The 26754-nt window shown below is 35.2% G+C and carries 22 protein-coding genes and 2 tRNA genes; 17 read left to right on the plus strand and 7 right to left on the minus strand.

Annotated elements, in window-relative coordinates; translation table 11 throughout:
* Positions 1 to 5: 5 nt before the first annotated feature.
* On the minus strand, positions 6 to 1460 hold the full coding sequence (gene rpoN, locus BN1354_RS03390; RefSeq protein ID WP_053826233.1) for an RNA polymerase factor sigma-54: 1455 nt from the start codon (positions 1458 to 1460) through the stop codon (positions 6 to 8).
* 44 nt (positions 1461 to 1504) lie between these two features.
* Positions 1505 to 1831 (minus strand): hypothetical protein, encoded by a 327-nt coding sequence (locus BN1354_RS03395; RefSeq protein WP_053826234.1) that lies wholly within the window; start codon positions 1829 to 1831, stop codon positions 1505 to 1507.
* 127 nt (positions 1832 to 1958) lie between these two features.
* Between BN1354_RS03395 and BN1354_RS03400 the strand changes: the two genes are divergently transcribed.
* The 11 genes from BN1354_RS03400 to dacB all read left to right on the plus strand — a co-directional run bounded on the left by BN1354_RS03400 (position 1959) and on the right by dacB (position 11988).
* A complete protein-coding gene (locus BN1354_RS03400; RefSeq protein WP_045089704.1) occupies positions 1959 to 2522 on the plus strand; it encodes an IS1096 element passenger TnpR family protein in 564 nt (187 codons plus the stop codon).
* A 60-nt stretch (positions 2523 to 2582) separates the two neighbouring features.
* The gene (gene miaA, locus BN1354_RS03405; protein ID WP_053826235.1) at positions 2583 to 3488 is read left to right on the plus strand and encodes a tRNA (adenosine(37)-N6)-dimethylallyltransferase MiaA; all 906 of its coding nucleotides are present in this window, start codon (positions 2583 to 2585) and stop codon (positions 3486 to 3488) included.
* Between the two features lie 87 nt (positions 3489 to 3575).
* Positions 3576 to 3649: transfer RNA gene (locus tag BN1354_RS03410), tRNA-Asn, on the plus strand.
* 33 nt (positions 3650 to 3682) lie between these two features.
* Positions 3683 to 3756 (plus strand) — tRNA-Asn (locus BN1354_RS03415).
* Positions 3757 to 3875: 119 nt separating this feature from the next.
* Positions 3876 to 4832, plus strand: a complete 957-nt coding sequence (locus BN1354_RS03420) for an NAD(P)-dependent oxidoreductase (RefSeq protein ID WP_045089702.1) — start codon at positions 3876 to 3878, stop codon at positions 4830 to 4832.
* A gap of 56 nt (positions 4833 to 4888) precedes the next feature.
* A complete protein-coding gene (locus BN1354_RS03425; protein WP_074010704.1) occupies positions 4889 to 5653 on the plus strand; it encodes a DNA alkylation repair protein in 765 nt (254 codons plus the stop codon).
* On the plus strand, positions 5628 to 6893 hold the full coding sequence (locus BN1354_RS03430) for a M16 family metallopeptidase (protein WP_045089701.1): 1266 nt from the start codon (positions 5628 to 5630) through the stop codon (positions 6891 to 6893). Before BN1354_RS03425 ends, BN1354_RS03430 begins: the two co-directional genes overlap by 26 nt.
* A 173-nt stretch (positions 6894 to 7066) precedes the next feature.
* A complete protein-coding gene (locus BN1354_RS03435; RefSeq protein WP_053826236.1) occupies positions 7067 to 7675 on the plus strand; it encodes a porin family protein in 609 nt (202 codons plus the stop codon).
* A 267-nt stretch (positions 7676 to 7942) separates the two neighbouring features.
* Positions 7943 to 9733 carry a glycoside hydrolase family 9 protein gene (locus BN1354_RS03440; RefSeq protein WP_053826237.1) on the plus strand — a complete coding sequence of 597 codons (1791 nt, stop codon included), beginning with the start codon at positions 7943 to 7945 and terminating at the stop codon, positions 9731 to 9733.
* Positions 9679 to 10470 (plus strand): polysaccharide deacetylase family protein, encoded by a 792-nt coding sequence (locus BN1354_RS12110; protein WP_231623064.1) that lies wholly within the window; start codon positions 9679 to 9681, stop codon positions 10468 to 10470. The genes BN1354_RS03440 and BN1354_RS12110 overlap by 55 nt, the downstream gene beginning before the upstream one ends.
* 78 nt (positions 10471 to 10548) lie before the next feature.
* Positions 10549 to 11988 carry a D-alanyl-D-alanine carboxypeptidase/D-alanyl-D-alanine endopeptidase gene (dacB, locus tag BN1354_RS03450; RefSeq protein WP_053826238.1) on the plus strand — a complete coding sequence of 480 codons (1440 nt, stop codon included), beginning with the start codon at positions 10549 to 10551 and terminating at the stop codon, positions 11986 to 11988.
* 84 nt (positions 11989 to 12072) lie between these two features.
* Here dacB and BN1354_RS03455 read toward each other — a convergent pair whose 3' ends face one another.
* A complete protein-coding gene (locus tag BN1354_RS03455; protein ID WP_052673159.1) occupies positions 12073 to 12615 on the minus strand; it encodes a BamJ family beta-barrel-assembly machinery protein in 543 nt (180 codons plus the stop codon).
* 19 nt (positions 12616 to 12634) lie between these two features.
* Positions 12635 to 14182 carry a glycine--tRNA ligase gene (locus BN1354_RS03460; protein WP_045089697.1) on the minus strand — a complete coding sequence of 516 codons (1548 nt, stop codon included), beginning with the start codon at positions 14180 to 14182 and terminating at the stop codon, positions 12635 to 12637.
* Positions 14183 to 14372: 190 nt separating this feature from the next.
* Here BN1354_RS03460 and BN1354_RS03465 point away from each other — a divergent pair, with 190 nt between their 5' ends.
* Positions 14373 to 15875 carry a lipopolysaccharide biosynthesis protein gene (locus BN1354_RS03465; RefSeq protein ID WP_231623065.1) on the plus strand — a complete coding sequence of 501 codons (1503 nt, stop codon included), beginning with the start codon at positions 14373 to 14375 and terminating at the stop codon, positions 15873 to 15875.
* A 68-nt stretch (positions 15876 to 15943) separates the two neighbouring features.
* The gene (locus BN1354_RS03470) at positions 15944 to 18070 is read left to right on the plus strand and encodes a S46 family peptidase (RefSeq protein WP_053826239.1); all 2127 of its coding nucleotides are present in this window, start codon (positions 15944 to 15946) and stop codon (positions 18068 to 18070) included.
* Positions 18071 to 18170: 100 nt separating this feature from the next.
* On the opposite strand, the gene BN1354_RS03475 is transcribed toward BN1354_RS03470, so the two are convergent.
* Genes BN1354_RS03475 through BN1354_RS03485 form a run of 3 tightly spaced genes read right to left on the minus strand, consistent with a single transcriptional unit; the run spans position 18171 to position 22041 of the window.
* Complete coding sequence (locus tag BN1354_RS03475; RefSeq protein WP_045089694.1) at positions 18171 to 18629, minus strand: methylglyoxal synthase; 459 nt, start codon at positions 18627 to 18629, stop codon at positions 18171 to 18173.
* Positions 18626 to 20374 carry a phospho-sugar mutase gene (locus BN1354_RS03480; protein ID WP_045089693.1) on the minus strand — a complete coding sequence of 583 codons (1749 nt, stop codon included), beginning with the start codon at positions 20372 to 20374 and terminating at the stop codon, positions 18626 to 18628. Before BN1354_RS03480 ends, BN1354_RS03475 begins: the two co-directional genes overlap by 4 nt.
* Positions 20375 to 20400: 26 nt before the next feature.
* Positions 20401 to 22041 carry a dipeptidase gene (locus BN1354_RS03485; protein ID WP_053826240.1) on the minus strand — a complete coding sequence of 547 codons (1641 nt, stop codon included), beginning with the start codon at positions 22039 to 22041 and terminating at the stop codon, positions 20401 to 20403.
* Positions 22042 to 22234: 193 nt separating this feature from the next.
* Here BN1354_RS03485 and BN1354_RS03490 point away from each other — a divergent pair, with 193 nt between their 5' ends.
* The 4 genes from BN1354_RS03490 (at position 22235) to BN1354_RS03505 (ending at position 26754) form a co-directional block, all read left to right on the plus strand.
* On the plus strand, positions 22235 to 22546 hold the full coding sequence (locus BN1354_RS03490; protein ID WP_045089691.1) for an FtsB family cell division protein: 312 nt from the start codon (positions 22235 to 22237) through the stop codon (positions 22544 to 22546).
* Positions 22547 to 22607: 61 nt separating this feature from the next.
* On the plus strand, positions 22608 to 22940 hold the full coding sequence (locus BN1354_RS03495) for a hypothetical protein (protein ID WP_052673158.1): 333 nt from the start codon (positions 22608 to 22610) through the stop codon (positions 22938 to 22940).
* A gap of 21 nt (positions 22941 to 22961) precedes the next feature.
* Complete coding sequence (locus tag BN1354_RS03500; protein WP_053826241.1) at positions 22962 to 24251, plus strand: sigma-54-dependent transcriptional regulator; 1290 nt, start codon at positions 22962 to 22964, stop codon at positions 24249 to 24251.
* A 10-nt stretch (positions 24252 to 24261) separates the two neighbouring features.
* Positions 24262 to 26754 (plus strand): ATP-binding protein, encoded by a 2493-nt coding sequence (locus BN1354_RS03505; RefSeq protein ID WP_053826242.1) that lies wholly within the window; start codon positions 24262 to 24264, stop codon positions 26752 to 26754.

The following is a 26754-nucleotide window of genomic DNA, read 5'->3' on the forward strand; positions in this document are numbered from 1 at the left end:
CAAAGTTAAAGTTTTTTTCTCAAACGTGCCACGGGAATATTTAATTGTTCTCTGTATTTTGCAACAGTTCTACGGGCAATAACATAACCTTTGCTATTAAGTATTTTTGTAAGCTGTTCATCTGTAAGAGGTTTTGCAGAATTTTCATTTTCTATACTCTCCATTAATATAGATTTTACTTCTCTCGATGAAATATCTTCGCCATCTACGGTTTGCATTGCTTCAGAGAAAAAATATTTCAGTGGATAAATATTAGTATTTGTCTGTACATATTTGCTGTTACTGACTCTTGAAATAGTAGAAATATCAAATCCGGTTTTTTCAGCCACATCTTTTAGAATCATTGGTTTTAGCATAGTTTCATCTTCAGTGAGAAAGAAATCATACTGAATGCTTACTATTGCTTCCATTGTACGTTGCAGAGTGTTTTGCCTTTGTCTTACTGCATCAATGAACCATTTTGCAGAATCCACCTTCTGCTTCATGAAAAGTATTGCCTGTTTATCATCTGATGACATACTGGTTTTGTTGTCAGTATATCCCTTTAGCATTTCTGAAAAATTACGATTAACTCTTAGGTTAGGTATATTGCTGTTATTCAGTTGAATTGTCACTTCACCGTTATACGAATCGACTATAAAGTCGGGAGTAATATTATTCATTGCAGTCTGCATTGTCCCTCCAAGAGTATTTCCCGGTTTTGGATTAAGAGAAATAATTACTTCAATTGCATCTTTTAATTTTTCCTGAGTGATGTTTAGCAGACGTATTATTTTATCGTAATGTTTTTTGGAAAATTCCTCGAAATAATCCGTAATTATAGTGGTTGCAATTTCAACCTCTTCAGATTGTTTTTCTCGACCGAGTTGTATCAGCAGGCATTCCTGAAGATCACGTGCACCTATACCTGCCGGGTCAAGATCCTGAATTTCGTATAATATATCCTCAAGTTGCAGAGGAGTTACATCCAGCTGTTGCTGAAAAAGCAGGTCGTTGGAAATAGATTGCAAATCTCTTTGCAGATAACCGTTTTCATCAATATTGCCTATAATATACTCAGCTATTGTCTGTTTTTCTGAGTCCAAATCCATTAGTCCGATTTGTTCAAACAGATAATCATGCAATGATTTATCATCATAATAGCTGATCTCGAAAAAGTCAGTATCACTCTTTCTCTCTGATTTGTTAAGTCTGTAATCGGGAATATCATCATCTGAAAAATAATCACCCAGAATCATTTCATCCTGGGTCAAATTATCTGCTTCGGATATTTCATCATCAATAACTGAACTTTCAGACAGGTCATTATCAGTTGTTTCAAGTGCCGGATTTTCTTCAATTTCCTGTTTTATCCGATCCTCTACTTCAACATTATTAAGTTCAATCAGCTTAATCACCTGCATCTGAAGAGGTGATAGCCGTTGTATCTGTTTAAGTTCTTGTTGCTGCCTTAAAGCCATATACGAGAATATAATTTCTATGGCAAAGATAATTATTTCTGAACTTACTCACAAAATGAGTCGTCATATCCTGCCTTACAGGTTAATGGTGCCAATGCATATGAATCATATTCATCATATGCAGGTCCGGGTATTCCACTAATAACCACAATCCGGTCCAATCTCACTTTTTCTCCATTTTCGAAAATAAGGAAATCTCCTTCTTCCCTGTTATTCTCGATTTTAATAATCCTGCCGTTGGACTCCCCCAGTTCAGGCTCATCCGAAAAAGTAAAATAAATCACTCTTGTTTCATCTTTTTTCATCTGCTCCTCAATAATTTCGAAGTATTCCGGATCTATTGGCAAGTATCTTGGTCTCATTATTTTCATCAGTTTTGTTTAAGTATAAAACAATTTCCCACTTATTAGGTTCACCTATTTATTGTTCTGTTGAATGTTGGAATTTGAAACTTTTTATTACCTTTGAAACGTCAACAATGTTTAAAAAAAGATCGCAATGATATTCAAGTTTCTAATTCTGTCGGATGAAGTTGACAACTTCAAAAGGGAAATTAAAATAGATGCTGATGCAACATTCCTGGATTTATATAAATCCATATTGGATTGCACCGGTTATAGTGATAAAGAGATGGCTTCATTTTTTCTCACTGATAATAAATGGCGAAAGAAGCAGGAAATTACTCTGGTTGAAATGGATACCGATTCAGATGAAGATTCATTTACAATGGATGAGTGTGTATTAAGTGATTTTCTTGAGGATGAAAAACAAAAACTTATGTTCGTGTTTGAATATCTGACCGAACGTGCTTTATATATTGAGTTATCAGAAATAATACCCGGGAAAAATCTAAAAAAAGCTATCTGCACTGTTTCTGAAGGTGAACCACCTGTTCAGATTACTGAAATACAGGATGTAAAGCATGAAGGAGTAACTTTTGATTTGGGCGAATCATTTTATGGTGATGAAAACTTTGATCTGGATGAATTAGATAAGGAAGGTTTTGATGGTTTGGACGAGATCGACATTTCATCAAATACTGATTCAGCTGATATTTATTAAATTAAGTTTATATTATTACCTAATCTATTAATATTAAACTCTTTAAATCCAAAAATTATAATGAATATCCTCCTCGTATTGCTTGGTCCTACAGGTGTTGGTAAGACCGAGTGGAGTCTAAACGTGGCGGAGAAATTAAACAGTCCGATATTATCAGCCGATTCAAGGCAGATCTATAAGGGTATGAGTATCTGTACAGCCGCACCTACTCAAGCACAGATGCAGCGCGTACCACATTATTTCGTTGAAATATTATCTCCCGAAGATTATTATAGTGCAAGTATATATGAGCAGGAGGCATTAGCAATGCTCCGGAAGCTCTTCAAAGATCATAGAGTTATTGTTATGACTGGAGGTTCTATGATGTATATAGATGCTGTTTGTAATGGTATTGATGATATACCTACTATTGATAGTTCATTACGAAAAGATATTCAGGAGTTATATAAAAAAGAGGGCCTCGATCCTATTCGCCAGCAACTGAAAATTCTGGATCCACAGTTTTATTCCGAAGTAGATTTGAAAAATCCAAAACGAGTAATTCATGCTCTTGAAGTTTGTTTGATGGCAGGAAAACCCTATTCCTCATTACGTACTAATTCAAAAAAGGAACGCCCTTTTGATATTGTAAAGGTTGGTTTTAATATGGATAGAGAACAATTATATGATAGAATAAACAGGCGCGTTGAAAATATGGTTGAAGAAGGTCTTATTGAAGAAGCGCGCAGTTTTTATCCTATCAGGCATCTTAATTCATTAAATACAGTGGGGTATAAAGAGCTTTTCGAATATTTTGATGGAAGGTGTACACTTGATTTTGCAATTGATAAGATTAAACAACACTCACGAAATTATGCAAGAAAGCAGATAACCTGGTTTAAAAAAGATAAAGATATAAATTGGATAAATCTGTCAAACTCAGAAGATATGGTTGTAGAAAGAATACTGAACTTGCTGCCACAGTGAAATACATATGTATTTTTTTTCTTATAACTATTGGAACATTCGGAAAATTGTACTACTTTTGCAACACTTTTTAGAAAAGCAAATAATTCTTCCTTAGCTCAGTTGGTTAGAGCATCTGACTGTTAATCAGAGGGTCCTTGGTTCAAGTCCAAGAGGAAGAGCAAAAAAAGATTTAAGATTAAAAAGTGAAATATTCTTCCTTAGCTCAGTTGGTTAGAGCATCTGACTGTTAATCAGAGGGTCCTTGGTTCAAGTCCAAGAGGAAGAGCAAAAGAACGAGTCAAAAGGCTCGTTTTTTTTGTTTTATATTATTAATTACAACAAAATCGGCTATTTTGCCGTTAAAACGGTTGACAAACTATTTCCTAATTAAATTCACAATTCAAGATGAAGAGAGTGTTAATTACTTACCGCCTGAAACCTGAAGGGCTTACTGTTTTAAATGATAAATATGAGCTCACCCTTCCCAAAGATAGATCTTTTTTTTCAAGAGAAGAGGTTCTTGAATTAATACCGGAATATGATGTATTAGTACCAAATTTTAGTTTTTTTACAGATAAGGAAATAATGGACAGAGGTGTAAATCTTGAATTAATCTCTAATTTTGGAGTCGGGTTCAATAATATTGATGTAGATTATGCAACAAGAAAGGGAATAGTGGTAACAAATATTCCAAAAACCACAAGAGAGCCAACTGCTGAGTTTGCTTTTGCTCTTCTTCTTGGAGCAGCCAGAAGGATAGGGTATTATGACCGAAAGATTCGTACTCCACAAGGTGTAAGCTGGGGTACTTATACAGATGCTGGTCTTCCTGTTTTTGGAAAAACTCTTGGAATAATAGGGATGGGTAGAATTGGTCAGTCTCTGGCACGACGAGCAGTTGCTTCAGGTATGAATATAATATATAATAACAGAAACAGGCTGGCTGAGGATATAGAGAAGCAATATTCTGCCCGTTTTGTTTCAAAGGACGAATTGTTGAAAACTGCCGATTTTATATCACTCAATGCCCCTTCAACTCCTGAGACATATCATATGATTGGAGAGAAAGAGTTTAATATGATGAAACAAACAGCAGTTTTTATCAATACAGCACGTGGTGATATGGTTGATGAAAAGGCAATGTTAAAAGCATTAAAAGAGAACAGAATATGGGCTGCTGCTCTTGATGTTTTTGAGAATGAACCCCATATTCTTCCCGAGTTGTTAGAGCTTGATAATGTGCTGCTGGCACCTCATGCAGGAACTAAAACTTTAGAGGACAGAATTGCCATGTCGGTAGAGATGGCACAGAATATTGTAGGTTTCTATGAAGGTACATATCCTATTTCACGTGTAAATTAAAATCATATTAAATTATCCAATCTGTTTATATATATGTAATAAATAATATTGTATATATGTCCGCACTAGAAATTAAAAATAAACTTATTGCATTAGGAAGTCCCGAAAGAGCAAATCATTCTGCTTATTTCTTTAAAACTGCCGAAGGAGAGTATGGATATGGTGATAAATTTATAGGATGCACTGTGCCTGAAACTCGAAGTGTAGCAAATAAATATCCCGACTTACCTTTATCTGAAAATAAAAAGTTGCTTGAAGATGAATTACATGAGTGCAGATTATGTGCTTTGGTAATTCTAACACATCAATTTAAAAAGGCCAATGAAATAGTTAAATATGAGATACTTAACTACTACTTAGCAAATACAATTCATATAAATAACTGGGATCTGGTTGATGTTTCGTCATATAAGATAGTGGGCGAATGGCTCAAAAACAGAGAAGATAGGTCTCTATTATATCAACTTGCAGAAAGCGAACTGCTCTGGGATCAACGTATAGCAGTAATTTCAACATTAACATTTATACGAAATAACGATTTTAATGATACATTAGAATTATCAGAGATGTTTCTCACACACCAACATGATCTTATGCATAAAGCTTGTGGATGGATGTTGCGAGAAGTCGGGAAAAGAGATGAGGCTGTATTGTTACACTTTCTTAATAAACATGCAGCTATTATGCCACGTACAATGCTCAGATACTCGATTGAGAAATTTCCTGATGAGTTGAGAAAATATTATTTAAGCTACAGACAGATAGGAAAACAGGTAGAGGGGACAAGAATACAAAATGAACAAGTTTTCAGAACAAAATAATATACTAAACACTTTAAATAGCTATAAACTGGAAAATGGCTTGCGAATAATTCACAGACAGTTTCCATCGGAGATATCTTATTGTGGACTGGTTATAAATACAGGAACTCGTGACGAGTATCCATCAGAATATGGTATGGCTCATTTTGTGGAACATATGTTGTTTAAAGGTACAAAAAACCGCAGAGCACATCATATAATGAATAGGATGGAGAATGTAGGAGGTGACCTGAATGCATATACTACAAAGGAAGAGACCTTTATATATGCTACTTTCCTGCAGGAACATTTTCCACGTGCAATGGAGCTGCTAAGTGATATAATTTTCAATTCTGAGTTTTCCGAAAACCAGATAAGTAAAGAGCGTGAGGTTATACTGGATGAGATTAACTCATATGATGATTCTCCTGCCGAATTGATATTTGATGACTTTGAAAATCTTATGTTTGAAGGTCATGAAATTGGTCACTATATATTAGGTTATCAAGAAACTCTTAACAGTTTCAAATCAGACAATATCCTCAATTTTGTGAACCGTCAGTATAAGATGGAGAATATGGTTCTTTTTTCTTTTGGAAAAACTCCTTTTGAAAAGGTAATTAAGCAGGCTGAAAAACACTTTGCATTTAAAAAGAATGTTTTTGGTGCTTTGAATACTGAAGTAAAAAAACGACTGTCTCCCGGTTATTTAAAACCAATTTCAAGGGTAATTCAAAAGAATACTACACAGTCGCACGTTGTTTTGGGCTGGAAAACAATGAACATGTATAATCCTGATAAGTATGTACTCTATCTGCTTAACAGCGTTCTTGGAGGAGGGAGCATGAATAGCCGGCTAAACAGCTCCTTAAGGGAAAAACATGGACTGGTTTACAATGTTGAATCAAATCATACATTATATACCGACACAGGCTTTTTGTCTATATATTATGCATGTGATCCTAAAAACAGGGAAAAGTGCCGAAAGTTAATTAATAAAGAGATAAAGAGATTAATGACCAAAGAACTTACACCTATGCAACTAACCGTGGCTAAACGTCAGCTGATGGGACAGATGGGAATATCAGCTGAGAATAATGAAAGCAACTCACTTGTTATGGCTAAGAGTTTTCTGCATTTCAACCAATCGTCTTCTCTGGATATTATTTTCTCAAAAATAAACAATGTAACATCAGCACAGATTTTAGAAATGGCTAATGAAATTTTCAATACCGGAGAATTCGAACTTGTCTATATTTAATGGTCTGTTTTACAGTAAACTGTTAAAATAGCATCAACTTATACATTTTCTCTATATACTTTTTGTTGAGTCTAAATCTCTCTATTAATGAACAAATAACCTACAGGAGGTGTTTTATAACAGTATTTGAAGATATATCTTCGAACAAACAAACTTAACTAATAATTTTAATTATGAAAAAAATCAAATTAATGCTGGTACTAGCATTGTTTGCAATGGTAACAGCTGTAAGTGCTCAGGTGAGTTTAGGTGTTAAAGGTGGAATTAATATGTCCAACTTATATGGAGATGAACTGGATAATGAAAATGTGAAAATTGGGTTTAATGTTGGCTTATTAGCTGACATCGACTTCTCTTTCAATTCGGCAATTCAAACTGGTTTGTTTTTTACTACAAAAGGGTATAAGTATGATTCAGGAAATTTAGACTATACAGAAAACCTTATGTATATACAGCTGCCTGTTCATTATGCATATAAAATTGATGTTACTCCCGGAACAAGAGTTGTGTTTCATGCAGGACCTTATGCTGCATATGGAGTTGGTGGAAGTAGAAAACTGGATGCAGGAGAATTAGGTTCATTGGAAGTAGATAAAATATTTGGTGATGGAATGTCACAATACAAACCTTTTGATGCAGGACTTGGCCTTGGTGTTGGAGCTGAATTCGGACCAATTCTAGTAGACTTAGGATGGGATATGGGATTGGTAAATATTTCGAATACCAGTAATGGAAACGTGAAAAATCAAAACGCCTACCTATCTGTTGGATACAAATTCTAATTTATAAGATATTTTAGAGAGCCTGCATAAATAATTATGCAGGTTTTTTTGTGCTTGTAAGTTTACTTATAATGTAAACTTGACTTTTATTTAGTTCTTTACTGACTCTTATCTGCTTCTTATATTCCTTATATAAGTTAGGTTTATGTAAGAGTAAAACAAGAATGTTGAGAAGTCTTTTTATGGTAAATACCTTATTAATATTTAATTGTTATATTTGCAACAATTAATATAGTAGTTTAATATAGATTCTAAACTCTACTTTGTATGAAAAATATATCTATTACCTTATTCTTTTCAATTATAACAACAGTTTTATTTTCTCAAAACAGCTGGATCCGTGTTAATCAGATTGGATATCTCGAAAACGACATTAAAGTTGCAGTCTTCATCAGCAAATCAGATGTCACCCAAAAATCATTTGAACTTGTTGATTACAGCACAAATGAGATTGTATACAAAGGAACAAAAGTTAGAAATACTGGTAAAACCTGGGGTTTCGATTCTTCGGCCAGACTCGATTTTACGGAATTTACTAAACCGGGTAAGTATTTTGTCAGAATTAATAATATCCAATCTGTTCCATTCCGAATTGGTGATGATATATATGCTGATGCATCAGAGATTCCTCTGAAATATATGCGTCAGCAAAGATGTGGTTACAATCCATTTTTAAAAGACTCCTGTCATGTTCATGATGGTATTACAGTTGGTGACCCTAAAGGTGAAAGGAATGGTTTATATTACAATACCATAGGTGGATGGCATGATGCATCAGATTACCTGCAATATGTAGCAACAACAGCTAATGCTGTTTACCAGATGCTTTTTGCCTACTCCAAATATCCTGACACATTTGGTGACTATCACGATGCAAATGGTGATGAGGGGGCCAATGGAATTCCAGATATTCTGGATGAGGCAAAGTGGGGATTAGACTGGCTGGTGAAGATGAATCCAGATTCTGATACTTACTTCAATCAGCTTGCTGACGACAGGGATCATATTGGTTTTACAATACCAAGTGAGCAGATGGCCGATTATGGTTGGGGTCCCGGAAAGGAGAGAGCTATCTACTTTGTTAGTCCTGAGCCACAGGGATTGTTTAATTATAAAAACAGGAGTACAGGTATGGCTTCAACATTAGGGAAGTACTCCTCCTCATTTTCTTTAGGTGCAGAGATTCTGGCTGAATATTATCCGGAATTCTCAGAACTGCTGAAACAGAAATCCCTTGATGCGTATAACAATGGTGCTGCTAATCCTGGGGTAAGTCAGACTGCTCCCGGTGGTGCTCCCTATTTTTATGAAGAGGACAACTGGGTTGATGATATGGAGCTTGCTGCATCAGAACTTTTCAAAGCTACGGGAGAAAATAAATATCTTACCGATGCAATAAATTATGGTCGCAAGGAACCTGTAACACCATGGATGGGCGCTGATTCTGCCCGTCACTATCAATGGTATCCTTTTATTAATATGGGTCACTATCAGATTGCGGCTCAAGACACAGATAAGAAAGCCAGCAGTGAATTTATCCGCAATATGAAGAGTGGTATACAGCGTGTTATGGACAGAGCGGAAGGAAATGCTTTTATGAATGGCATTCCTTTTATATGGTGCTCAAATAACCTGACTCTTGCTTTCATTACTCAGTGCAGGTTGTATAACGAACTAACAGGTGATGATACATATCTTGAAATTGAAACTGCTATGCGTGACTGGCTGCTAGGATGCAATCCATGGGGTACATCGATGATTGTTGGATATCCTGAAAATGGGGATTATCCTGTAGATACTCATTCAGCATTCACAAAACTTAAAGGTTATCCTATAACTGGGGGTATTGTTGACGGACCAATTTACAGTTCTATTTTTGGTAGTCTGAAAGGTATTTATCTTGCAAATGATGATCAATATGCCGAGTTTCAGTCAGACCATGTTGTATATCACGATGATTTTGCTGATTATTCGACCAACGAACCCACTATGGATGGTACAGCATGTATGACCTATTATTTTGGCTATCTGGCATCGCATGCAAAAAAAAAAGATTAGTTGAAAACGTTAGTCCTTGTAATGCAGTAACCTTAGTTGAGGGCGGAATAATCCGAGGTAATAGAAATATAAAAAACCTTTCACTCGTTTTTACAGGACATGAATTTGCTGATGGTGCAGAAACAATAATGACTGTTTTAAAGAGACATGACATTAAAGGCACTTTCTTTCTTACTGGTGAATTTTATAGGTTGTATCCAGAAATCTCCCGAAAACTTCAGAAGTTTGGACACTATATGGCACCTCACTCAGACAAACATCTGCTTTATGCCGATTGGACAAAGCGTGATTCAACATTAGTAACACGTGAAGAGTTTGAGAGTGATTTGAAAGATAACTATTTAGCAATGCAGAGCATTGGGTTGTCGATTGAGTCGCCTAGATATTTTATGCCTCCTTATGAATGGTATAACAAAGAAATAAGTGAATGGGCTGGAAAAATGGGAGTAGTGGTAGTTAATTTTACTCCCGGTACAACATCTAATGCTGATTATACCACACCTGATATGAATAACTATATGTCATCTGAAACAATCTATAATAATATTTTGAAATATGAAGAAAAGGATGAAAATGGGCTTAGTGGTTTTATACTTTTGATTCATATTGGTACAGATCCGAAGAGAATGGATAAACTATATGATCGTATGGATGATCTGATAATCGAAATTAAAAAGAGAGGTTATGATTTTGTCAGAATTGATGATCTGCTTGGGAAGACAGACTCAAATAAATAAAATTGAATATAATTGTTTTATTATCATGTAAATAGCTGATATTTAAAGTTGTCTAAAATCAATTCAAAATTTGAAAATATGTTGAGAATATTATATACAACATTTATATTTTCCATAAGCTGTCTGGTTTACTCTCAGCAGAATGTGCAAAATGTAGTAAATAATCCATTATTGAGACATGCATCAGTAGGAATCTCTGTAGTTGATATTACAACAGGTAAAAGCATAGTTTCTCATAATGCAGAGAAATCACTAACTCCTGCTTCGGTATTAAAACTGGTTACAACAGCTACTGCATTAGAGACACTGGGTGATAACTACAGATATAGTACAGAAGTAGCTCTTGATGTTGATGATCCTTCACGAATTTTGGTAATTGGGTCCGGTGACCCTACATTAGGTAGTGAGGTATTTAGTGAAAATCGTTATGGTTTCTTTATAAATAGCGTACAGTTGTTGAGTAAAACTCTTTCGAAAAATCAAAACTATTCACTGTATATCGTAGATGATCTGTTTGGTTATGAGGGTGTTTCATCTGAATGGACATGGATTGATATTGGTAATTATTATGCATCCGGCACATATGGAATAAGTATATTTGACAATAGTTACCGCCTGTTTTTTAATACAGTTGATAAAAATAGTTGTCCGGTTATCTTGAGAACAGAACCTGTAATTAAAAGACTAACTTTTAATAATGAACTTAAACTTAACAATACTGGTCGCGACAACGGATATATTTATGGTGCCCCTTTCTCATACGAAAGAACTTTAAGAGGAGATATTCCTGCCGGTAGAACATCATTTAGCATAAAAGGCGATATCCCGGATCCGGGGATGCTTTTAGGAGAGATCTTAGCTGATTATCTAAATAAGGCAGGTTATAAAGTCAACAATGTTGAAACGGCAAGGGAGGATTATTTAAAAAGACTCTGTTCACCAAAGAAAACGTACTCCTATTATAGAGTAGGGCAGTCGATATTTACCCAATTATCCCATCCCTTGTATGAAATTGTAAGAGAGGTTAATGTTGAGAGCAACAACCACTATGCTGAACATCTTATAAGAACAATTGGAAGAAACGATGTTAAAGATATTAATGAGAATGCATTGGATGCAGGCATTAAAGTTACAGCTGAATACTGGAAAAGTAAAGGAGTAGAAATCTCATCTTTATTAATGCACGATGGCAGCGGTCTTGCACCACAAAATTTTGTAAGTCCAAAATTCCTTACGGATATTCTTACATATATGCATAATGACAGCAGGTACAGTGAAGCATTTATCAGTTCATTGCCAAAAGCGGGTCAGGAGGGAACATTACGTAACTTTATGCGTAATACAAAGTACAGTGGAAAAATAATTGCAAAGAGTGGCAGCATTGGTGGAGTACAGTGTTATGCCGGTTATTTAATTGATGGCAATAAAAAGTATGCTTTTGCGGTAATGGTAAACAAGTTTAATACAACTAATACACAAGTCAGAGGAATAATTGAGCAATTCTTATTGAGTTTATAGATCTTTATTCAATAGTTTTGAGTACTGAGTAACTGATCACAATAAAAAAGGAAACTCTTTTTGGAGTTTCCTTTTTTGTTTGAGTTATTCAACTATTTCAACCAGTTCAATTTCGAATACAAGAGTCGTATATCCTGGGATATTTCCTTTACCGGTCACACCATAAGCAAGTCTCCAGGGCATCCATACTTCCCATTTATCACCTACTTTCATATGTTGTAATGCAGTTGAGAAACCATCAACAACCCCGTTCACACTGAAACTTCTGGGAACATCATTCTTTGAAGTAGTATCGAATACAACTTTGTTGATGATTACATTGCCTTTGTCATCATTGTATTTGTCAGGTTTTGTCCAATCAGATTTATACCAACCAGTGTAACGTACTTTTACTACATCTGTAAATATGGGTGAGACCTCACCTTCACCAGACTCAATCACCTTATACATTATAAATCCAATACCTGAAGTGGAGTTAATCTTAGAGTATTCAGAGTTAGAAGATATTTTAGAGAACTGAGCTTCGTTATCGAGTTTCCACTTTTCATCAAATGTTTCTTCTTCATTGCATGAAGAAAACAAAATGAATGCAAAAAGGCTGAGGAGTAATGATAGTTTTAGTTTCATTGTTGTGGTTTTATAATCTTTATACTGAAAGTTTTTTCAATAGATTTTTCAAATCAGTCTTTTGTGCAATAATGTTTTGAAGAGAGTCGATAGCAACCCTTTCCTGCTCCATTGAGTCGCGGTAACGCACAGTAACAGTGTTATCCTCCAGTGTCTGATGGTCGATAGTTGCACAGAATGGTGTGCCTATTGCATCATGACGGCGGTAACGTTTACCAATACTGTCTTTTTCGTCGTACTGACAAGAGAAACTGAATTTAAGATCATCCATAATTTCACGAGCTTTCTCAGGCAGTCCATCCTTTCTTACTAATGGCAAAATTGCCAGCTTCACAGGAGCTAACTCAGCAGGAAATTTCATCATTACACGAGTTTCACCATTTTCAAGTGTCTCTTCGCAATATGAACCTGCTAGAATAGAAAGGAACATACGGTCGACACCGATTGATGTTTCAACCACATATGGAGTGTATGATTTATTAAGTTCAGGATCGAAGTATTGCATTTTTTTGCCTGAGAATTTCTCATGTTGACTAAGGTCGAAGTCTGTACGTGAGTGAATTCCTTCTACTTCTTTGAAGCCAAACGGCATTTCGAACTCAATATCTGTAGCCGCATTGGCGTAGTGTGCAAGCTTATCATGATCATGAAAGCGATATTTATCAGCACCAAATCCAAGTGCCTGATGCCATTCCATTCTTAATTTCTTCCAATGTTCGAACCATTTTAATTCTTCTCCCGGAACAACAAAGAACTGCATCTCCATCTGTTCGAATTCACGCATACGGAAGATGAACTGACGTGCTACTATCTCGTTGCGGAAGGCTTTTCCAATCTGTGCAATACCAAATGGAACCTTCATACGACCTGTTTTCTGAACGTTAAGGAAGTTAACAAAGATACCCTGGGCAGATTCGGGTCGAAGGTAAACCTTCATTGCACCATCAGAGGTTGCTCCCATTTCTGTAGAAAACATCAAATTGAACTGTCTTACCTCTGTCCAGTTTCTTGTACCGCTTATAGGGCAAGCTATCTCACAATCCAGGATAATCTGACGCAAATCCTCGAGATTGTTATCATTAAGAGCTTTTGCAAAGCGAGAATGAACCTCATCACGTTTCTGACGATTTTCCAGAACACGAGGATTGGTCTCCCTGAACATCTGCTCGTCGAAAGAGTCTCCGAAACGTTTTGCAGCTTTCTGAACCTCTTTTTCAATCTTATCATCCAGTTTAGCCAGGTGATCTTCAATCAATACATCGGCACGGTAACGCTTTTTACTGTCTTTGTTGTCGATCAGCGGGTCATTAAAAGCGTCCACATGTCCTGAAGCTTTCCATATTGTTGGATGCATAAAAATTGCAGAGTCTATACCAACAACATTCTCATGCAGCAGAACCATACTGTCCCACCAATATTTTTTTAAGTTGTTTTTTAATTCAACGCCATTCTGACCATAGTCATATACCGCGCTTAATCCATCATAAATTTCACTTGAAGGGAAAACAAACCCATACTCTTTACTGTGTGATATTATTTTCTTAAATACCTCTTCCTGTAGTGCCATGTGTAATAATTATCTGATTCAACATACAAAGTAAAGGGTTTTTTTCGATATTTTGACAATCATTCTTCTTAAAGATAAATAATTGACTCCCTTTCAGGTTATGTCTTAGCGGAAAAATCAGTACTTTTGTAGCTATATATGACTATCGGTCTTCTAATCTCAGAATAACAGTGTTTATATGTCTGGCGGAATGAAAAATTTGGCTAAGGAAACCATTTTCTATGGTGTTGGAAGTGTACTGCCTAAACTCCTTAGCTGGCTGCTTTCTCTTTATTGGGCATTCGTGTTGCCAAGAATTTCCGATATTGGAGTATTAACTAACTTCTATGCATGGGTGGCTCTGCTGCAGGTGACTCTTACATATGGGATGGAAACCGGCTACTTCAGGTTTGCCAATAAAGAGAAGGACCCAGAAAAGGTTTTTTCAACAACTTTTATCAGCATATTATCTACTACACTGATATTCTTTGTTATATCTCTGTTTTTCTTAGAACCTGCAGCGTTTGTATTAGGAGGTACAGAAATGAAACCTCATTGGCTGCTCTTACTGATTACCATTCTTTGTATAGATGTTATAGGGACCATTCCTTTTGCCAAATTAAGATTTAAGAAAAGACCTATTCGTTTTGCTACGATCAAGATATTAAATGTTGTCTTGACTATACTTTTCAACCTTTTCTTTTTTCTTGCTTGTCCATGGCTTCAATCAAAATTTCCGGGTGCATTCTCATGGTTTGACATAAATAATGGGGTAGACTATATACTTATTTCGAACCTGTCAGCATCTGTAATACAGTTTTTAATGGTTTCACCTGAGCTGAGAATTAAGTTCATTTTTGATAAGCAGTTATTACAACAGATGCTTAAGTACTCTTTTCCGATACTTATTTTGGGAATTGCAGGAATACTGAATCAGACCGTAGATAAGATTGTTTTTCCATGGTTTTATCCGAATAATGATTTTGCATTTACCGAACTGGGGATATATGGACAGAATTTTAAGATTGCAGTTATCATGGTGATGTTTACTCAGGCATTTCGCTATGCTTTTGAACCATTTATTTTTGCGAGAAACAGGGGGAGCTATGATGATAAGCAGTCGTTTAGCGACGCCACAAAGTATTTTATTATATTCGGTTTACTAATATTTTTAGTTACAATTGGCTTTATTGACATTATTAAATTTCTACTTCCAATAAAGTATCATGTTGGATTAAAGGTGGTTCCTATTGTACTTATGGGGGAACTGTTTTTTGGTATTTATTTTAATTTGTCGTTGTGGTATAAGTTGACAGATCAAACTAAATGGGGTGCGTATATCTCTATATTCGGCTTTATCTTAACCATTGCAATAAATATTATATTTATACCAGCTTACAGTTATATGGCTTGTGCATGGGCATCCTTTTTTGCCAACTTTATAATGATGGTGATCTCATATTTTATGGGTCAGAAAAACTATCCTATACCATATAACTTGAAATCGGCCGGATTTTTCTTTATGTTGTCAATGTTATTATTTGCAGGGATTACCGTTTCCTACGCTTGTGTTGACAATCTTTGGGTCAGACTCTCTATTAGTACAGCTTTAATATTATTATATCTGCTTGTGGTAATAAAAAAAGAGCTGCCATTGACAGAATGGCCGGTGATTGGGAACTACTTAAAAAAGAATAATCCAACTGATATTTAATCAAGTGGTTGATATAAAATAATATAGTATTAAAATTTACAATATAATTAATGAATTAGGAATCAATTATGAGAAAACTTTTTTTATCGATATCGATATTTTGTTTGACTTTGGCCGCTAATGCCGATGAAGGAATGTGGCTTCTGAAGGAGTTGAATAGTCAGAGTGTTGCCAGAATGCAGGAGATGGGATTTACATTACCTGTAGATCAGCTCTATCACGATACCAATCCTTCTTTAAAGGATGCAGTTGTTATATTTGGCGGAGGATGTACAGGTGTTGCTGTATCGGAGCAAGGACTTATATTCACAAATCACCATTGCGGGTTTGGCTCAATTCAGCGTTTGAGTTCAGTTGAGCATGATTATCTCAAAGATGGATTTGTTGCTGCTAATCAGGATGATGAGCTGTATGCCGACAGACTTACTGTATCTTTTTTAAGATCAATGGAGGAGGTGACTGACAAAATAATACCATATCTTCCATCGGTTTTGAGTGAAATTCAGCGTGAACTAACTATTGACTCTTTGTCTAACGAATTGATTAAAGAGTATGAAAATGATCCTTTCACAAGTGCACGTTTTGTACCTTTCTATTCAGGGAACAGATTTTATGTTGTACTATATGATGTGTTCAGAGATGTAAGATTGGTAGCAACTCCTCCACAGTCGGTTGGCAAGTTTGGAGGAGATACCGACAACTGGATGTGGCCTCGTCATACAGGTGACTTTTCAGTGTTCAGGGTTTATTCTGATGAGAATAATAAACCGGCAAATTATAGTGATACAAATAAACCATATAAACCCAAATATGTAGTACCTGTATCACTAAATGGAGTGAAGGAGGGTGATTTTTCTATGACAGTTGGTTACCCTGGCAGCACTCAGCGTTATATGTCCTCCTGGGGTATTCAGCAGCGTGTGGAATCGGAAAATAAACCACGTGTTGAGGTTAGGGGAGTGAAGCAGGATATCTGGTGGGAAGCAATGACTCAAAACGATACTATAAGAATTAAGTATGCTAACAAATATGCAGGCAGCTCAAACTACTGGAAGAATTCTATGGGTATGAATGAGGCAATAGCCAACCTTGGAGTGATAGAGAAGAAAAAATTACTGGAGAACAGATTACAGGAATGGATAAATAGTAATCCTGTGAATAAAGAGAAATACGGAAATACACTTGATATATTAAATGAAGCGTATTCAAATTCTGGTGATTTAGCTAAATATACTACTTACTACCTTGAAACATTCAATAATGGAATTGAATTGATCAGATTTGCCAATACTATTTTGCAATTTGACGCAGAAGGTACAGAACAGGATAAACAGGATTTTATTAACGAGAGATTGGTAGAGTCATATAAAAATTATGAACCAAAACTAGATAGAAAAGTTTTACCGGCATTGATGAAGCTTTATGCTGACAGAGTTCCGAAAGAATATCAGCCTGATATTTATCAAAAGATTGATTCTCTTTTTGAAGGTGATTATGAGAGATATGCCGACTGGCTGTTTGATAACACTCAGTTTACTTCTTTGGAAGAGCTACTGGTTTTATTGCAGACTGCAGACACACAGGTGTTGAGTAAAGATCCTGCGATGGAGCTCGCACTATCTGCTGCAGATATGGGTTATGAATTATCAAGTAAGATGATCTCTTTTTATGAGAATGTACTGAGAGGTGAGCGTGAATTTATGGCAGCATTAATTGAAATGGATTCTGACAAAGCATTTTATCCGGATGCTAATTTTACACAGCGTTTGAGTTACGGCTCTGTTGCGGGCTATCAGCCTCGTGATGCTGTTTGGTATAATTATTACTCAACCACACAGGGTATATTGGAAAAACAGAAACCAGGAGACCCTGAGTTTAATGTTCAGGATTATATTCTTAAAGCTATCCTTTCTGGGGATTTTGGCAGATACTCAGATGAAAATGGTGAATTGAGAGTAAACTTCTTGTCTACAAATGATATTACCGGTGGAAATTCTGGAAGCCCTGTTATTAATGGAAAAGGAGAACTCATTGGTCTGGCTTTTGATGGAAACTGGGAGTCTCTTAGTGGAGATATATTATTCGAGCCTGAAATGCAACGTATGATCAGTGTTGATATATTATATGTTTTATATATGCTGGATAAAGTTATGGAAGCACCACATATAGTTAATGAATTGAATCTGGTAGATTAATAGATCGCATTGAATCAATAAAATAACAGAAAACCCCTCATTTGCAAGTTAATGCTTTTGAGGGGTTATTAAATTAATGTTTAATATAAAATATCAATGACTAAAAAAGATATTCATCCCTATTGAACTTTTCATACCTCGGGGGAGATGGTACATAATTTTCATCATCCCACAGAGAACTTGTTATCATAAGGTCTGCACTAAACCTGTTACATGCGATAGGTACATTATGCACCCTACACTGTCTGAGCAGCATCATAATGTCTGCTTCATGAGGTTGTGCGTTGAGATCATCTATAAGAAATACTGCAAGGTCAATTTCTTTTCGAACAACTTTAGCTGCTATTTCGGCATCACCTCCCATAGGACCAGAATTCATTATTGTGAACTCAGGGTTAACACCCTCATTTTTTAACGCATCTCTTACCAGTGTTCCTGTTGTTCCAGTACAAACAAGATGGTGATTAGACAGGAAATCAGAGTTATATATAACCCAGTCTACCATATCTGCTTTTCGATGATCATGTGCTACCAGTGCAATTGTAAGTTTTCGTTTCATATACCTAATTCTTCACGTATTTCATTTATTTTTTCATCTGCTTTTCTTTCAGCCTGTTCTAATTCTTCTCTTGTTTTAGCGTAGCCTTTTACTTCAATATAAAATTTTATTTTTGGTTCAGTTCCTGAAGGACGAATAGACATTTTTGTATTGTCTTCAGTGAAGTACTGTATTACATTAGAAGTTGTAGGCATTTCGAGAGCTATCTGTTCATCGCGTACAAAATCTACCGCTTCAAGTTTTCCAAAATCCTTTATTAGTGTAACAGGAGATCCTCCAAGAGAGGTGAGTGGTTTTGCTCTGAAGTTTTTCATCATAGCTTCTATTTCTTCAGCACCCTCTTTTCCCTTCTTAACGAGAGATATTCCTACCTCTTTTGAATAACCATATTCAAGATAAATATCCTGAAGCAGTTCATATACAGATTTTCCGTTATCTCTTGCCCATGCTGCTATCTCTGCAAATAGTGTACAGGCGGATACAGCATCCTTGTCTCTGACAAAATCACCTGCAAGAAAACCGTAACTCTCTTCACCTCCACCGATATATTTCTTTATTCCTTCGTTTTTGCGGATTATATCAGCTATCCATTTGAAACCAGTGTAACTGTCATAAATCTCAATACCTTTGCTTTGGGCAATTACTTTGGCAAGTTCAGTAGATACAATAGTTTTTACAATAAACTCTTTACCTGTGAGAAGTCCCAGCTCTTCACGCCGGGTCATCAGATAGTAAAGACATAATAGAAGTGTCTGATTACCATTAACAAGAATAAATTCACCCTTATCATCACGTATTGCAGTTCCTATGCGATCACTATCAGGGTCGGTGGCCATAACCAGGTCGGCATCAGTCTCCCTTGCTTTTTTTATTGCAAGGTCAAGAGCAGCAGGCTCTTCCGGGTTAGGAGAAACTACAGTGGGGAAATCACCACTTATGACATCCTGTTCGGGTACATGAATTATATTTGTAAAACCAACCGCTTTCAGTGCATCTGGAACTAATGTACCACCTGTACCATGAATAGGTGTATATACAATTTTAATATCGCTGTTTCTTTGAATTGATTCCGGTGATAGTACAAGTTTCTTTACCTCTTCAATGAACGCGTTGTCCATATCCTTACCAATAATTTCGATGAGTTTCTTATCACCTTTGAATTTTATCTCACTATTGGATTTAATGCGATTTACTTCAGCAATGATGTTTCTGTCATGAGGAGCCAATACTTGTGCACCATCATTCCAGTAAGCTTTATAACCATTATATTCTTTAGGGTTATGAGAGGCGGTTACCATTATTCCGCTCTGGCATCCCAGTTTACGGATTGCATAAGAGATTAAAGGAGTGGGGCGCAGGTTTTCAAACAGATAAACCTTTATGCCATTTGCGCTGAAGATATCTGCTGCTACTTCGGCAAATTTGCGACTATTATTGCGGCAGTCATGTCCAATTACAACTTTAATTTGATCATGGTTTGCAAACTCTTTTTTAAGATAGTTTGAAAGTCCCTGTGTTGCAGTACCGACAGTGTAAATATTCATTCTGTTGCTACCGGCACCCATAATACCTCGTAGTCCACCAGTTCCAAACTCCAGATCTTTATAAAATGCATCGATAAGAGGGCTCTTGTCTTCATTGTCAAGCAATTGCTGAATTTCCTTTTTTGTATCAGCATCATAATCACCCTCCAGCCATGAATTAGCTTTATCCGTTACTAGTGATATTAAAGTCTCATTTTTCATATAAAAAATGTATTATGTTTATCTTTTTATTCTACAGGTTGAACTTTGTATTTATCACCTGTTTGATCGATTATTTTTTGGTAGTATTCGTTAGAGTAGCCTGGACGTAAAGGATTAGCAGGTTGGCCATATGGATTTCGTTTAAATTTACCATTTTCCTCCTGTTTAATTACGCCATCAATATATTTAACCATTAGAAATTCACCAAGTTTTTTCCATTCTGCTACACCTTCAGTTACGAGATTATTGGTGTAACTGGTGAGGTATTTTACAGCATCCTGATTTGATTGTTCAAGTACACTTAATGCTTTTTCTTCAATTTGAGGTTGTGAAGCATGGAATCTATTTTCTAAAGCTGATTGCACCTTTTTCATATCTTCGCTCATATCACTATATCGGGTATAGACTAAGTTTGAAACCCAGTTGTGAATCCAGAAAGCGGATGTCCATGAGAAGGTAAGCAAATCACCATTACCAATCTTCATTTCATGAGGTACTTCGTTGTGACCGCAATAAAATGGGTAATATACAGTTTGAGCCGCATCATCTATACCAAACCAAAGTATACCACCAATTTCATTAGGCAACCATGAACGCATTTGAGCTACAAATGAAAATGCAGTCTGCTGTGTAGCAATTGGTCTTTCATTACAATATTCAACAGAGTCTACCTGATATGTAAGTGGAGACCATCGATAGGGTGAGTTGAAAGGTCCCGCACCAACGTCAAAGCGCCAGTCTAATTCAGTTCCTTCATAATGATCGCGCATCAGATTCTGAATGTCTTGTACACTTAGTTTTCTATCAGGTTTTATATATAAAGGCATTGGATCTGTAGTTAATCCCTGTGCATAGGTAACATATTTACCCATATCTTTATTGACATTGTTGAAGAACGACCAAACTCGTGCCTCGCAAAATCTTAATGCTCCGAAATCAAGTGGTGCATACGCTTTTGCAAAACTGAACTCGCTGTCTTTTCCTGTAAAATACCCTTTTTCGCGTGCAAAAGTAATTACATCAGGCGAATAGATACAATTTTCAGGGTCATTCAATGGAAATTGCTGGATTCGTGCCTGATTAGCATGAGCAGTTACACAATCATCGGGAATTCTGACTGCAACCCATACTGCACCTTTGTTTCCCGGACCTTTTCCAATCATCTCCATAACCCATATTTCATTTGGGTCTGCAATAGAAAAAGACTCTCCTGAACTATAATATCCATATTCGCTTACAAGGCTGGTCATAATCTTTATTGCTTCTCTGGCATTTTTTGCACGCTGAAGCGTAATGTAAATCAGACTGCCATAGTCTATGATTCCGGTTGAATCAGTAAGTTCACTTCTTCCTCCAAAAGTAGTTTCACCTATTGCCAGCTGATGTTCATTCATGTTACCAATAACATTGTATGTTTTCAGAACCTGAGGAATTTCACCTAAATACTTACCGCTATCCCATTCATAAACTTTTAGCATTTCACCAGGTTTATACTCTTTTGCAGGCCAGTGATATAACTCTCCATAGAGCCCATATGAGTCGGCCGCATAGGATATAATTGTTGAACCATCTGTGGATGCTTTCTTTCCTACCAATAAATTAGTACATGGAAATGTTAAGGATGTGGTAAACAAAACCAGAAGAATAATCAAAGAAACTTTTCTCATGCTGAATTTAAATATATATTAAACTTGTTTTGTAGCTAAAATTATTAACTAGCCTGTAAAGATACTTTTTATTGTGCAAACAGCCTAAACTGCACAAGTGATATTTTAGATAATTATCACACATTGATTAGCAAAAGTAGAAAAAAAAATCTATTTTTGTTTTATAAATCAAACCTTCAGTGAACAAGTCTGAATGAAAGATAATATTAAAAAATTTGGGACTAAAAGAGTGGCAGGATTAACTGTAACTCAAATTATCATTCTTTTGGTACTTATTCTTATGCTCTTCTTTTTTAGTGATAGTAGTATACTAAAAAGATTAAGGAATGAATCTCAAATAAAAGACCTTGAAGCACAGATTGAATTTTATCAGAACCAGTCAAAGTCAGACAAAGAGAAATTAGATGAATTACAATCAAACACAGATGACCTTGAAAAGTTTGCTCGTGAGAATTATTTCATGAAAAAAGAAAACGAAGAAATTTTTATTATTGATCATAAATAAAATAGTAGCTTTTGCATTTGATCATTGAAGATTTGAAAATATGAATCAGCTATAAATAATTATGAAAAGTATTTTATTTAAAATATCAGGGATATTAATCCTTTTATCTGCATTACTATTTATGTTTTACCCTTTAGCGGCTTCATGGGTTATGGCATTTTCTGTTGCACTGTTTTCAGTAATTACAGTTACCAGTCCTTACTCCGGCAAGAGCATAAGAGGAAAAAGACTTTATAACTTCCAGATATTATCATGCCTGTTAATGATTGCTGCTACCTATCTGATGTTTAAAAACAGGAATGAATGGGTATTAGTTATGGTGGCAGGCGGAATATTCTTGTTATATTCCTCCTATGTATTACCTAAAGAGCTCGAAAAAGAAAAAAAGGGGTAATTTACATATGTTTAATTAAAGATGAATAAAACAATACTTGTAATTGATGATAATTTAACCGTTTGCCTGATGTTGAAATCCTGGTTAGTTAAAAAAGGATTCAATGTTGATACAGCTTCTCATGCCGAAGAAGCTAAAGAGAAGGTAAGGGAGTCCCCATATGACATGATCCTTAGTGATATAATGATGCCAGATACAGACGGGTTTGCATTTTTAAAGTGGGTTAAAAAATATGATCCGGATATTCTTGTTATCATGATGACAGGTTTTGCAGATATTGATTCAGCAGTTGAAGCAATGAAAAACGGTGCAGTGGATTACATATCAAAACCAATTGATCCGGAGAAATTATTCAATAAAATTGATGAAGCTTTTTTAAAGCTTGAAATTTCGAATCGAAATAATCCTGTTAAGAATGACTATATAACACCTCCAGATGAAGATTATAAACAACTATTCAGACAACTAAACAATACAGCAGAAAATAACACACACCTGTTAATATTAGGTGATAGAGGTACAGGGAAGTTTTCAGCAGTAAAATATATATACGAAAAAGGGATTAATGGATCTAAACCGCTTGTTTGTTTGGATGCGAATGATATTGTTAGCAAAAAGAGTAATAAAAGTCAGATAAAAGAGGGAGAATTAAAACTGAAGGAGAAGTTTGAAAATGCAAAGGGTGGTCTCTTTTATGTACGAGAAATAGATCAGCTGAATAATTTTTTGCAGGATGATTTATTAAAAATAATTACAAGACAGAGCAGAGATGAAGAGTTTACTCAGGTTATTTTGAGTTCTGAGAAAAAGCCTGAAGATCTACAAAAGATACTTACACCTAAACTATACAATCTCATAATAGAGGATTGTGTGATATTACCTTCACTTAAAGGAAGAGCGCAACAGATTATCTTTTTTGCTACACATTTCCTCAGATTTGCAAATTTTACATTAAACAAAGAAATCACAGAAATTGACCCTGTAATTCAGAAGCAACTTGTTGAGTATGATTGGCCCGGTAATATACAAGAGCTTAAAAATATTATTATAAAAGCAGCTTTGCTAACTGAAGAAAGCGTAATAAAAGCTGATTTAATAGATGACCTTTTTAATTATGAAAAATCGAAAGATGAAAGTCAGAAGCCAATTAAAAGAAGTATCCAAAGTCTGAGAAAGGAGTATTACGAGAAAGAGAAAATCTGTCAGGCACTTGAATTGGCAAAAGGAAATAAGACAATGGCTGCTTCTATTCTTAATATTGACAGAAAAACATTGTATAATAAAATAAAGCTATATAATGTAAAGGTATAATCCTTATGTAATGAAGAAAAAAGGGGCTTCAAATATTAAAGTGAGTGTTATATTAAGCTATCTTTTAGTTGTTTCTGTAATGATAACAGGTCTGATAGCTTTATATAATAATCTGGTGGATTTTTCTAATAAGAAAGTACGAAATGAAGATACCTCTGAATTGATTATAGTAGGTAATATTCTCTCTATGCTTTATGAGGTTGAAAGTGAGCAGGACTTGCTGACTTCTGAGGGAGCTGAACAGTATTATGCTAAATATGATTCTCTGATACCTGCTGTGAAAAAGAACCTTGAAAGATTAAAAGAGTACACTGATGATGAAATTAGAAAAAATAAACTTGACAGTATCAGTCTTTTAATGAAAATCAAAAGTGAGAATTTATTAGATATTTCTTCATTACTTGACTCTATTAGTAAATCTCCAAATATTATAAGAGAGACTGATAGTAGATATGTTCCAAAAGAATTAAACAGAGATATCTCAGATTATCTTGAAAAGATAAATATAAGTAATCCAAATATAGCAAGAAGTGATACAATTGTTATTACAGGTGAGCGAAAAAGTTTTATTAATCGTGTCCGCGATGTTTTTAATGCTAAACAGGACTCTACAATAGTAATTGAAAACAAAACCCTGGTATCTGATGTAGAGTTCCGACTTATTGTGGATACAATTATTAATAAAGTTATTTATTCAGAAAGACTTGATTTAAGAAGACAAAGAGAGATTCATACAGATTTGATCAGAAGACAGGAGGTAATGAGTCAAACCAACAGAATGCTCACCTCTCAAATAGATGAATTGTTAAAGAATATTGAACATGAAGAGATTAAAAAATCACTATTATTAATCAGTGAGAGGTCTCGAGCAATATCCAGGTCACAAAATACAATGTTTGTTGTTTCTTTGCTTTCTATAATTTTTGCAATAATTTTCGCAGTATTATTTTTAATTGATATCAATAAAAGTCATCGATATCGCATGCAATTGGAGCAATCCAATAAACGTATAACGGACTTGCTTAGCTACAGGGAGATGCTGATGCTTACAATATCCCACGACATTAAAGCTCCTACAGGTTCAATATTGGGTTATATCGATCTTATGATTGAGGAAAAGGATAATAAGAAGAGCAATTTTTATCTCCAGAATATTAAATTATCAGCCCAAAATGTTTTACAGCTTGTTTCAACATTACTCGACTTTCATAAGCTTGATAAAGGGGGCTGGCAATTACAGGAATCAGAATTTAGTTTATACTCTCTGATTGAGGAATCAACAAATAGCTTCAAGCCCTTGGCTGATAAAAAAGGTCTCGAGTTTAAAGTTGAAAATAAGATACCCGAAGGCATGCTATGTTTTGGTGATAATTACGTTTTATGGCATATTTTCAGTAATCTAATTTCAAATGCAGTGAAATATACCTCTCATGGTCAAATTACAATTCTTGCTAATACACATGAGACAGATTCAAAAACAGTTCTAAATTTTGCAGTTGCAGATACAGGAGAGGGAATTGACATTGAAGATCAGGAGGATATTTTCAACGAGTTCAAGCAATTCATAAAAAATAATAACAAAGGAGAACATGTTGAAGGTAGTGGCTTGGGGCTAGCTATTACAAAAGGATTCGTAAAGGTTGTCAACGGTGAGATTAGTTTTACTTCAACCAAAGGTGAGGGATCTGAATTTGTTGTTGAAATCCCTTTAAATGTTATTACAGATAGAGATAAAGACCGGAAAGGGTTTTCAAAATATGATGATTTGAAAGATGTGTCAATGCTTTATGTTGATGATGATCCTGTTCAATTGAAAATGATGTCAGAGATAGTCCAGAAGAAAGAAATTAATTGTACAACTGAATCAAATCCGGATAATGTATTAGGTATTATAGATAGTAATAATTTTGATATCATTCTCATAGATATTCAATTAGGAGATAAATCAGGCTTTGATTTGGTGAGAAGTGTCAATGAAAAGCTTAGAGATCAAAATGTCGAAATTCCTGTTTTGGCACTTTCTGCCAGATCTGATATTTCTATATCGATGATTCAAGCTGCCGGTTTTAAAGATTTCATAAGTAAACCTTTCAACTTTAATCAACTTTACGAAAAGATTTCAAAATATATAAACAGTTCTTTTATAAACTCTTCTGAGGATTATAATCTTAAGCTAAATGGTGTAAGTGCATTAATTGAGTTTGTAAAAGATGATATTGATGCATCAAGTGAAATACTAAAATCATTTATCAATGAAACCAAGGAAAGTGAGTTGATTCTGAAGAATGCAATAAAGGATAATGATTTTGTGAGTATCAGCAAAATTTCACATAAAATGCTGCCTCTGTTTCGCATGATAGGACATGAGAAGGTAGTCGGCATTATGGAACAGTTAGAGAGGAATAAACATGTAAGTAAGGAAGATATAAACTACTTAATGAATGCTATAGAATATAGTATTGAAGAGGGAGTTGAACTAAGCAGTCATTTAATTAATAAATGA

This window comes from Lascolabacillus massiliensis (assembly GCF_001282625.1).
Taxonomy (GTDB): Bacteria; Bacteroidota; Bacteroidia; order Bacteroidales; family Dysgonomonadaceae; genus Proteiniphilum; species Proteiniphilum massiliensis.

What these genes read in the sequence shown, in the direction of transcription:
- rpoN (WP_053826233.1), bottom strand. Translation starts at nt 1,460, where the DNA reads ATGGCTTTAAGGCAGCAACAAGAACTTAAACAGATACAACGGCTATCA.
- BN1354_RS03505 (WP_053826242.1), top strand. Translation starts at nt 24,262, where the DNA reads ATGAAGAAAAAAGGGGCTTCAAATATTAAAGTGAGTGTTATATTAAGC.
- BN1354_RS03435 (WP_053826236.1), top strand. Translation starts at nt 7,067, where the DNA reads ATGAAAAAAATCAAATTAATGCTGGTACTAGCATTGTTTGCAATGGTA.
- BN1354_RS03400 (WP_045089704.1), top strand. Translation starts at nt 1,959, where the DNA reads ATGATATTCAAGTTTCTAATTCTGTCGGATGAAGTTGACAACTTCAAA.
- BN1354_RS03475 (WP_045089694.1), bottom strand. Translation starts at nt 18,629, where the DNA reads ATGAAACGAAAACTTACAATTGCACTGGTAGCACATGATCATCGAAAA.
- BN1354_RS03485 (WP_053826240.1), bottom strand. Translation starts at nt 22,041, where the DNA reads ATGAGAAAAGTTTCTTTGATTATTCTTCTGGTTTTGTTTACCACATCC.
- BN1354_RS03420 (WP_045089702.1), top strand. Translation starts at nt 3,876, where the DNA reads ATGAAGAGAGTGTTAATTACTTACCGCCTGAAACCTGAAGGGCTTACT.
- BN1354_RS12110 (WP_231623064.1), top strand. Translation starts at nt 9,679, where the DNA reads ATGTATGACCTATTATTTTGGCTATCTGGCATCGCATGCAAAAAAAAA.
- BN1354_RS03440 (WP_053826237.1), top strand. Translation starts at nt 7,943, where the DNA reads ATGAAAAATATATCTATTACCTTATTCTTTTCAATTATAACAACAGTT.
- BN1354_RS03495 (WP_052673158.1), top strand. Translation starts at nt 22,608, where the DNA reads ATGAAAAGTATTTTATTTAAAATATCAGGGATATTAATCCTTTTATCT.
- BN1354_RS03430 (WP_045089701.1), top strand. Translation starts at nt 5,628, where the DNA reads ATGAACAAGTTTTCAGAACAAAATAATATACTAAACACTTTAAATAGC.
- BN1354_RS03480 (WP_045089693.1), bottom strand. Translation starts at nt 20,374, where the DNA reads ATGAAAAATGAGACTTTAATATCACTAGTAACGGATAAAGCTAATTCA.
- BN1354_RS03470 (WP_053826239.1), top strand. Translation starts at nt 15,944, where the DNA reads ATGAGAAAACTTTTTTTATCGATATCGATATTTTGTTTGACTTTGGCC.
- BN1354_RS03425 (WP_074010704.1), top strand. Translation starts at nt 4,889, where the DNA reads ATGTCCGCACTAGAAATTAAAAATAAACTTATTGCATTAGGAAGTCCC.
- dacB (WP_053826238.1), top strand. Translation starts at nt 10,549, where the DNA reads ATGTTGAGAATATTATATACAACATTTATATTTTCCATAAGCTGTCTG.
- BN1354_RS03490 (WP_045089691.1), top strand. Translation starts at nt 22,235, where the DNA reads ATGAAAGATAATATTAAAAAATTTGGGACTAAAAGAGTGGCAGGATTA.
- BN1354_RS03455 (WP_052673159.1), bottom strand. Translation starts at nt 12,615, where the DNA reads ATGAAACTAAAACTATCATTACTCCTCAGCCTTTTTGCATTCATTTTG.
- BN1354_RS03500 (WP_053826241.1), top strand. Translation starts at nt 22,962, where the DNA reads ATGAATAAAACAATACTTGTAATTGATGATAATTTAACCGTTTGCCTG.
- BN1354_RS03465 (WP_231623065.1), top strand. Translation starts at nt 14,373, where the DNA reads ATGAAAAATTTGGCTAAGGAAACCATTTTCTATGGTGTTGGAAGTGTA.
- BN1354_RS03460 (WP_045089697.1), bottom strand. Translation starts at nt 14,182, where the DNA reads ATGGCACTACAGGAAGAGGTATTTAAGAAAATAATATCACACAGTAAA.
- miaA (WP_053826235.1), top strand. Translation starts at nt 2,583, where the DNA reads ATGAATATCCTCCTCGTATTGCTTGGTCCTACAGGTGTTGGTAAGACC.
- BN1354_RS03395 (WP_053826234.1), bottom strand. Translation starts at nt 1,831, where the DNA reads ATGAAAATAATGAGACCAAGATACTTGCCAATAGATCCGGAATACTTC.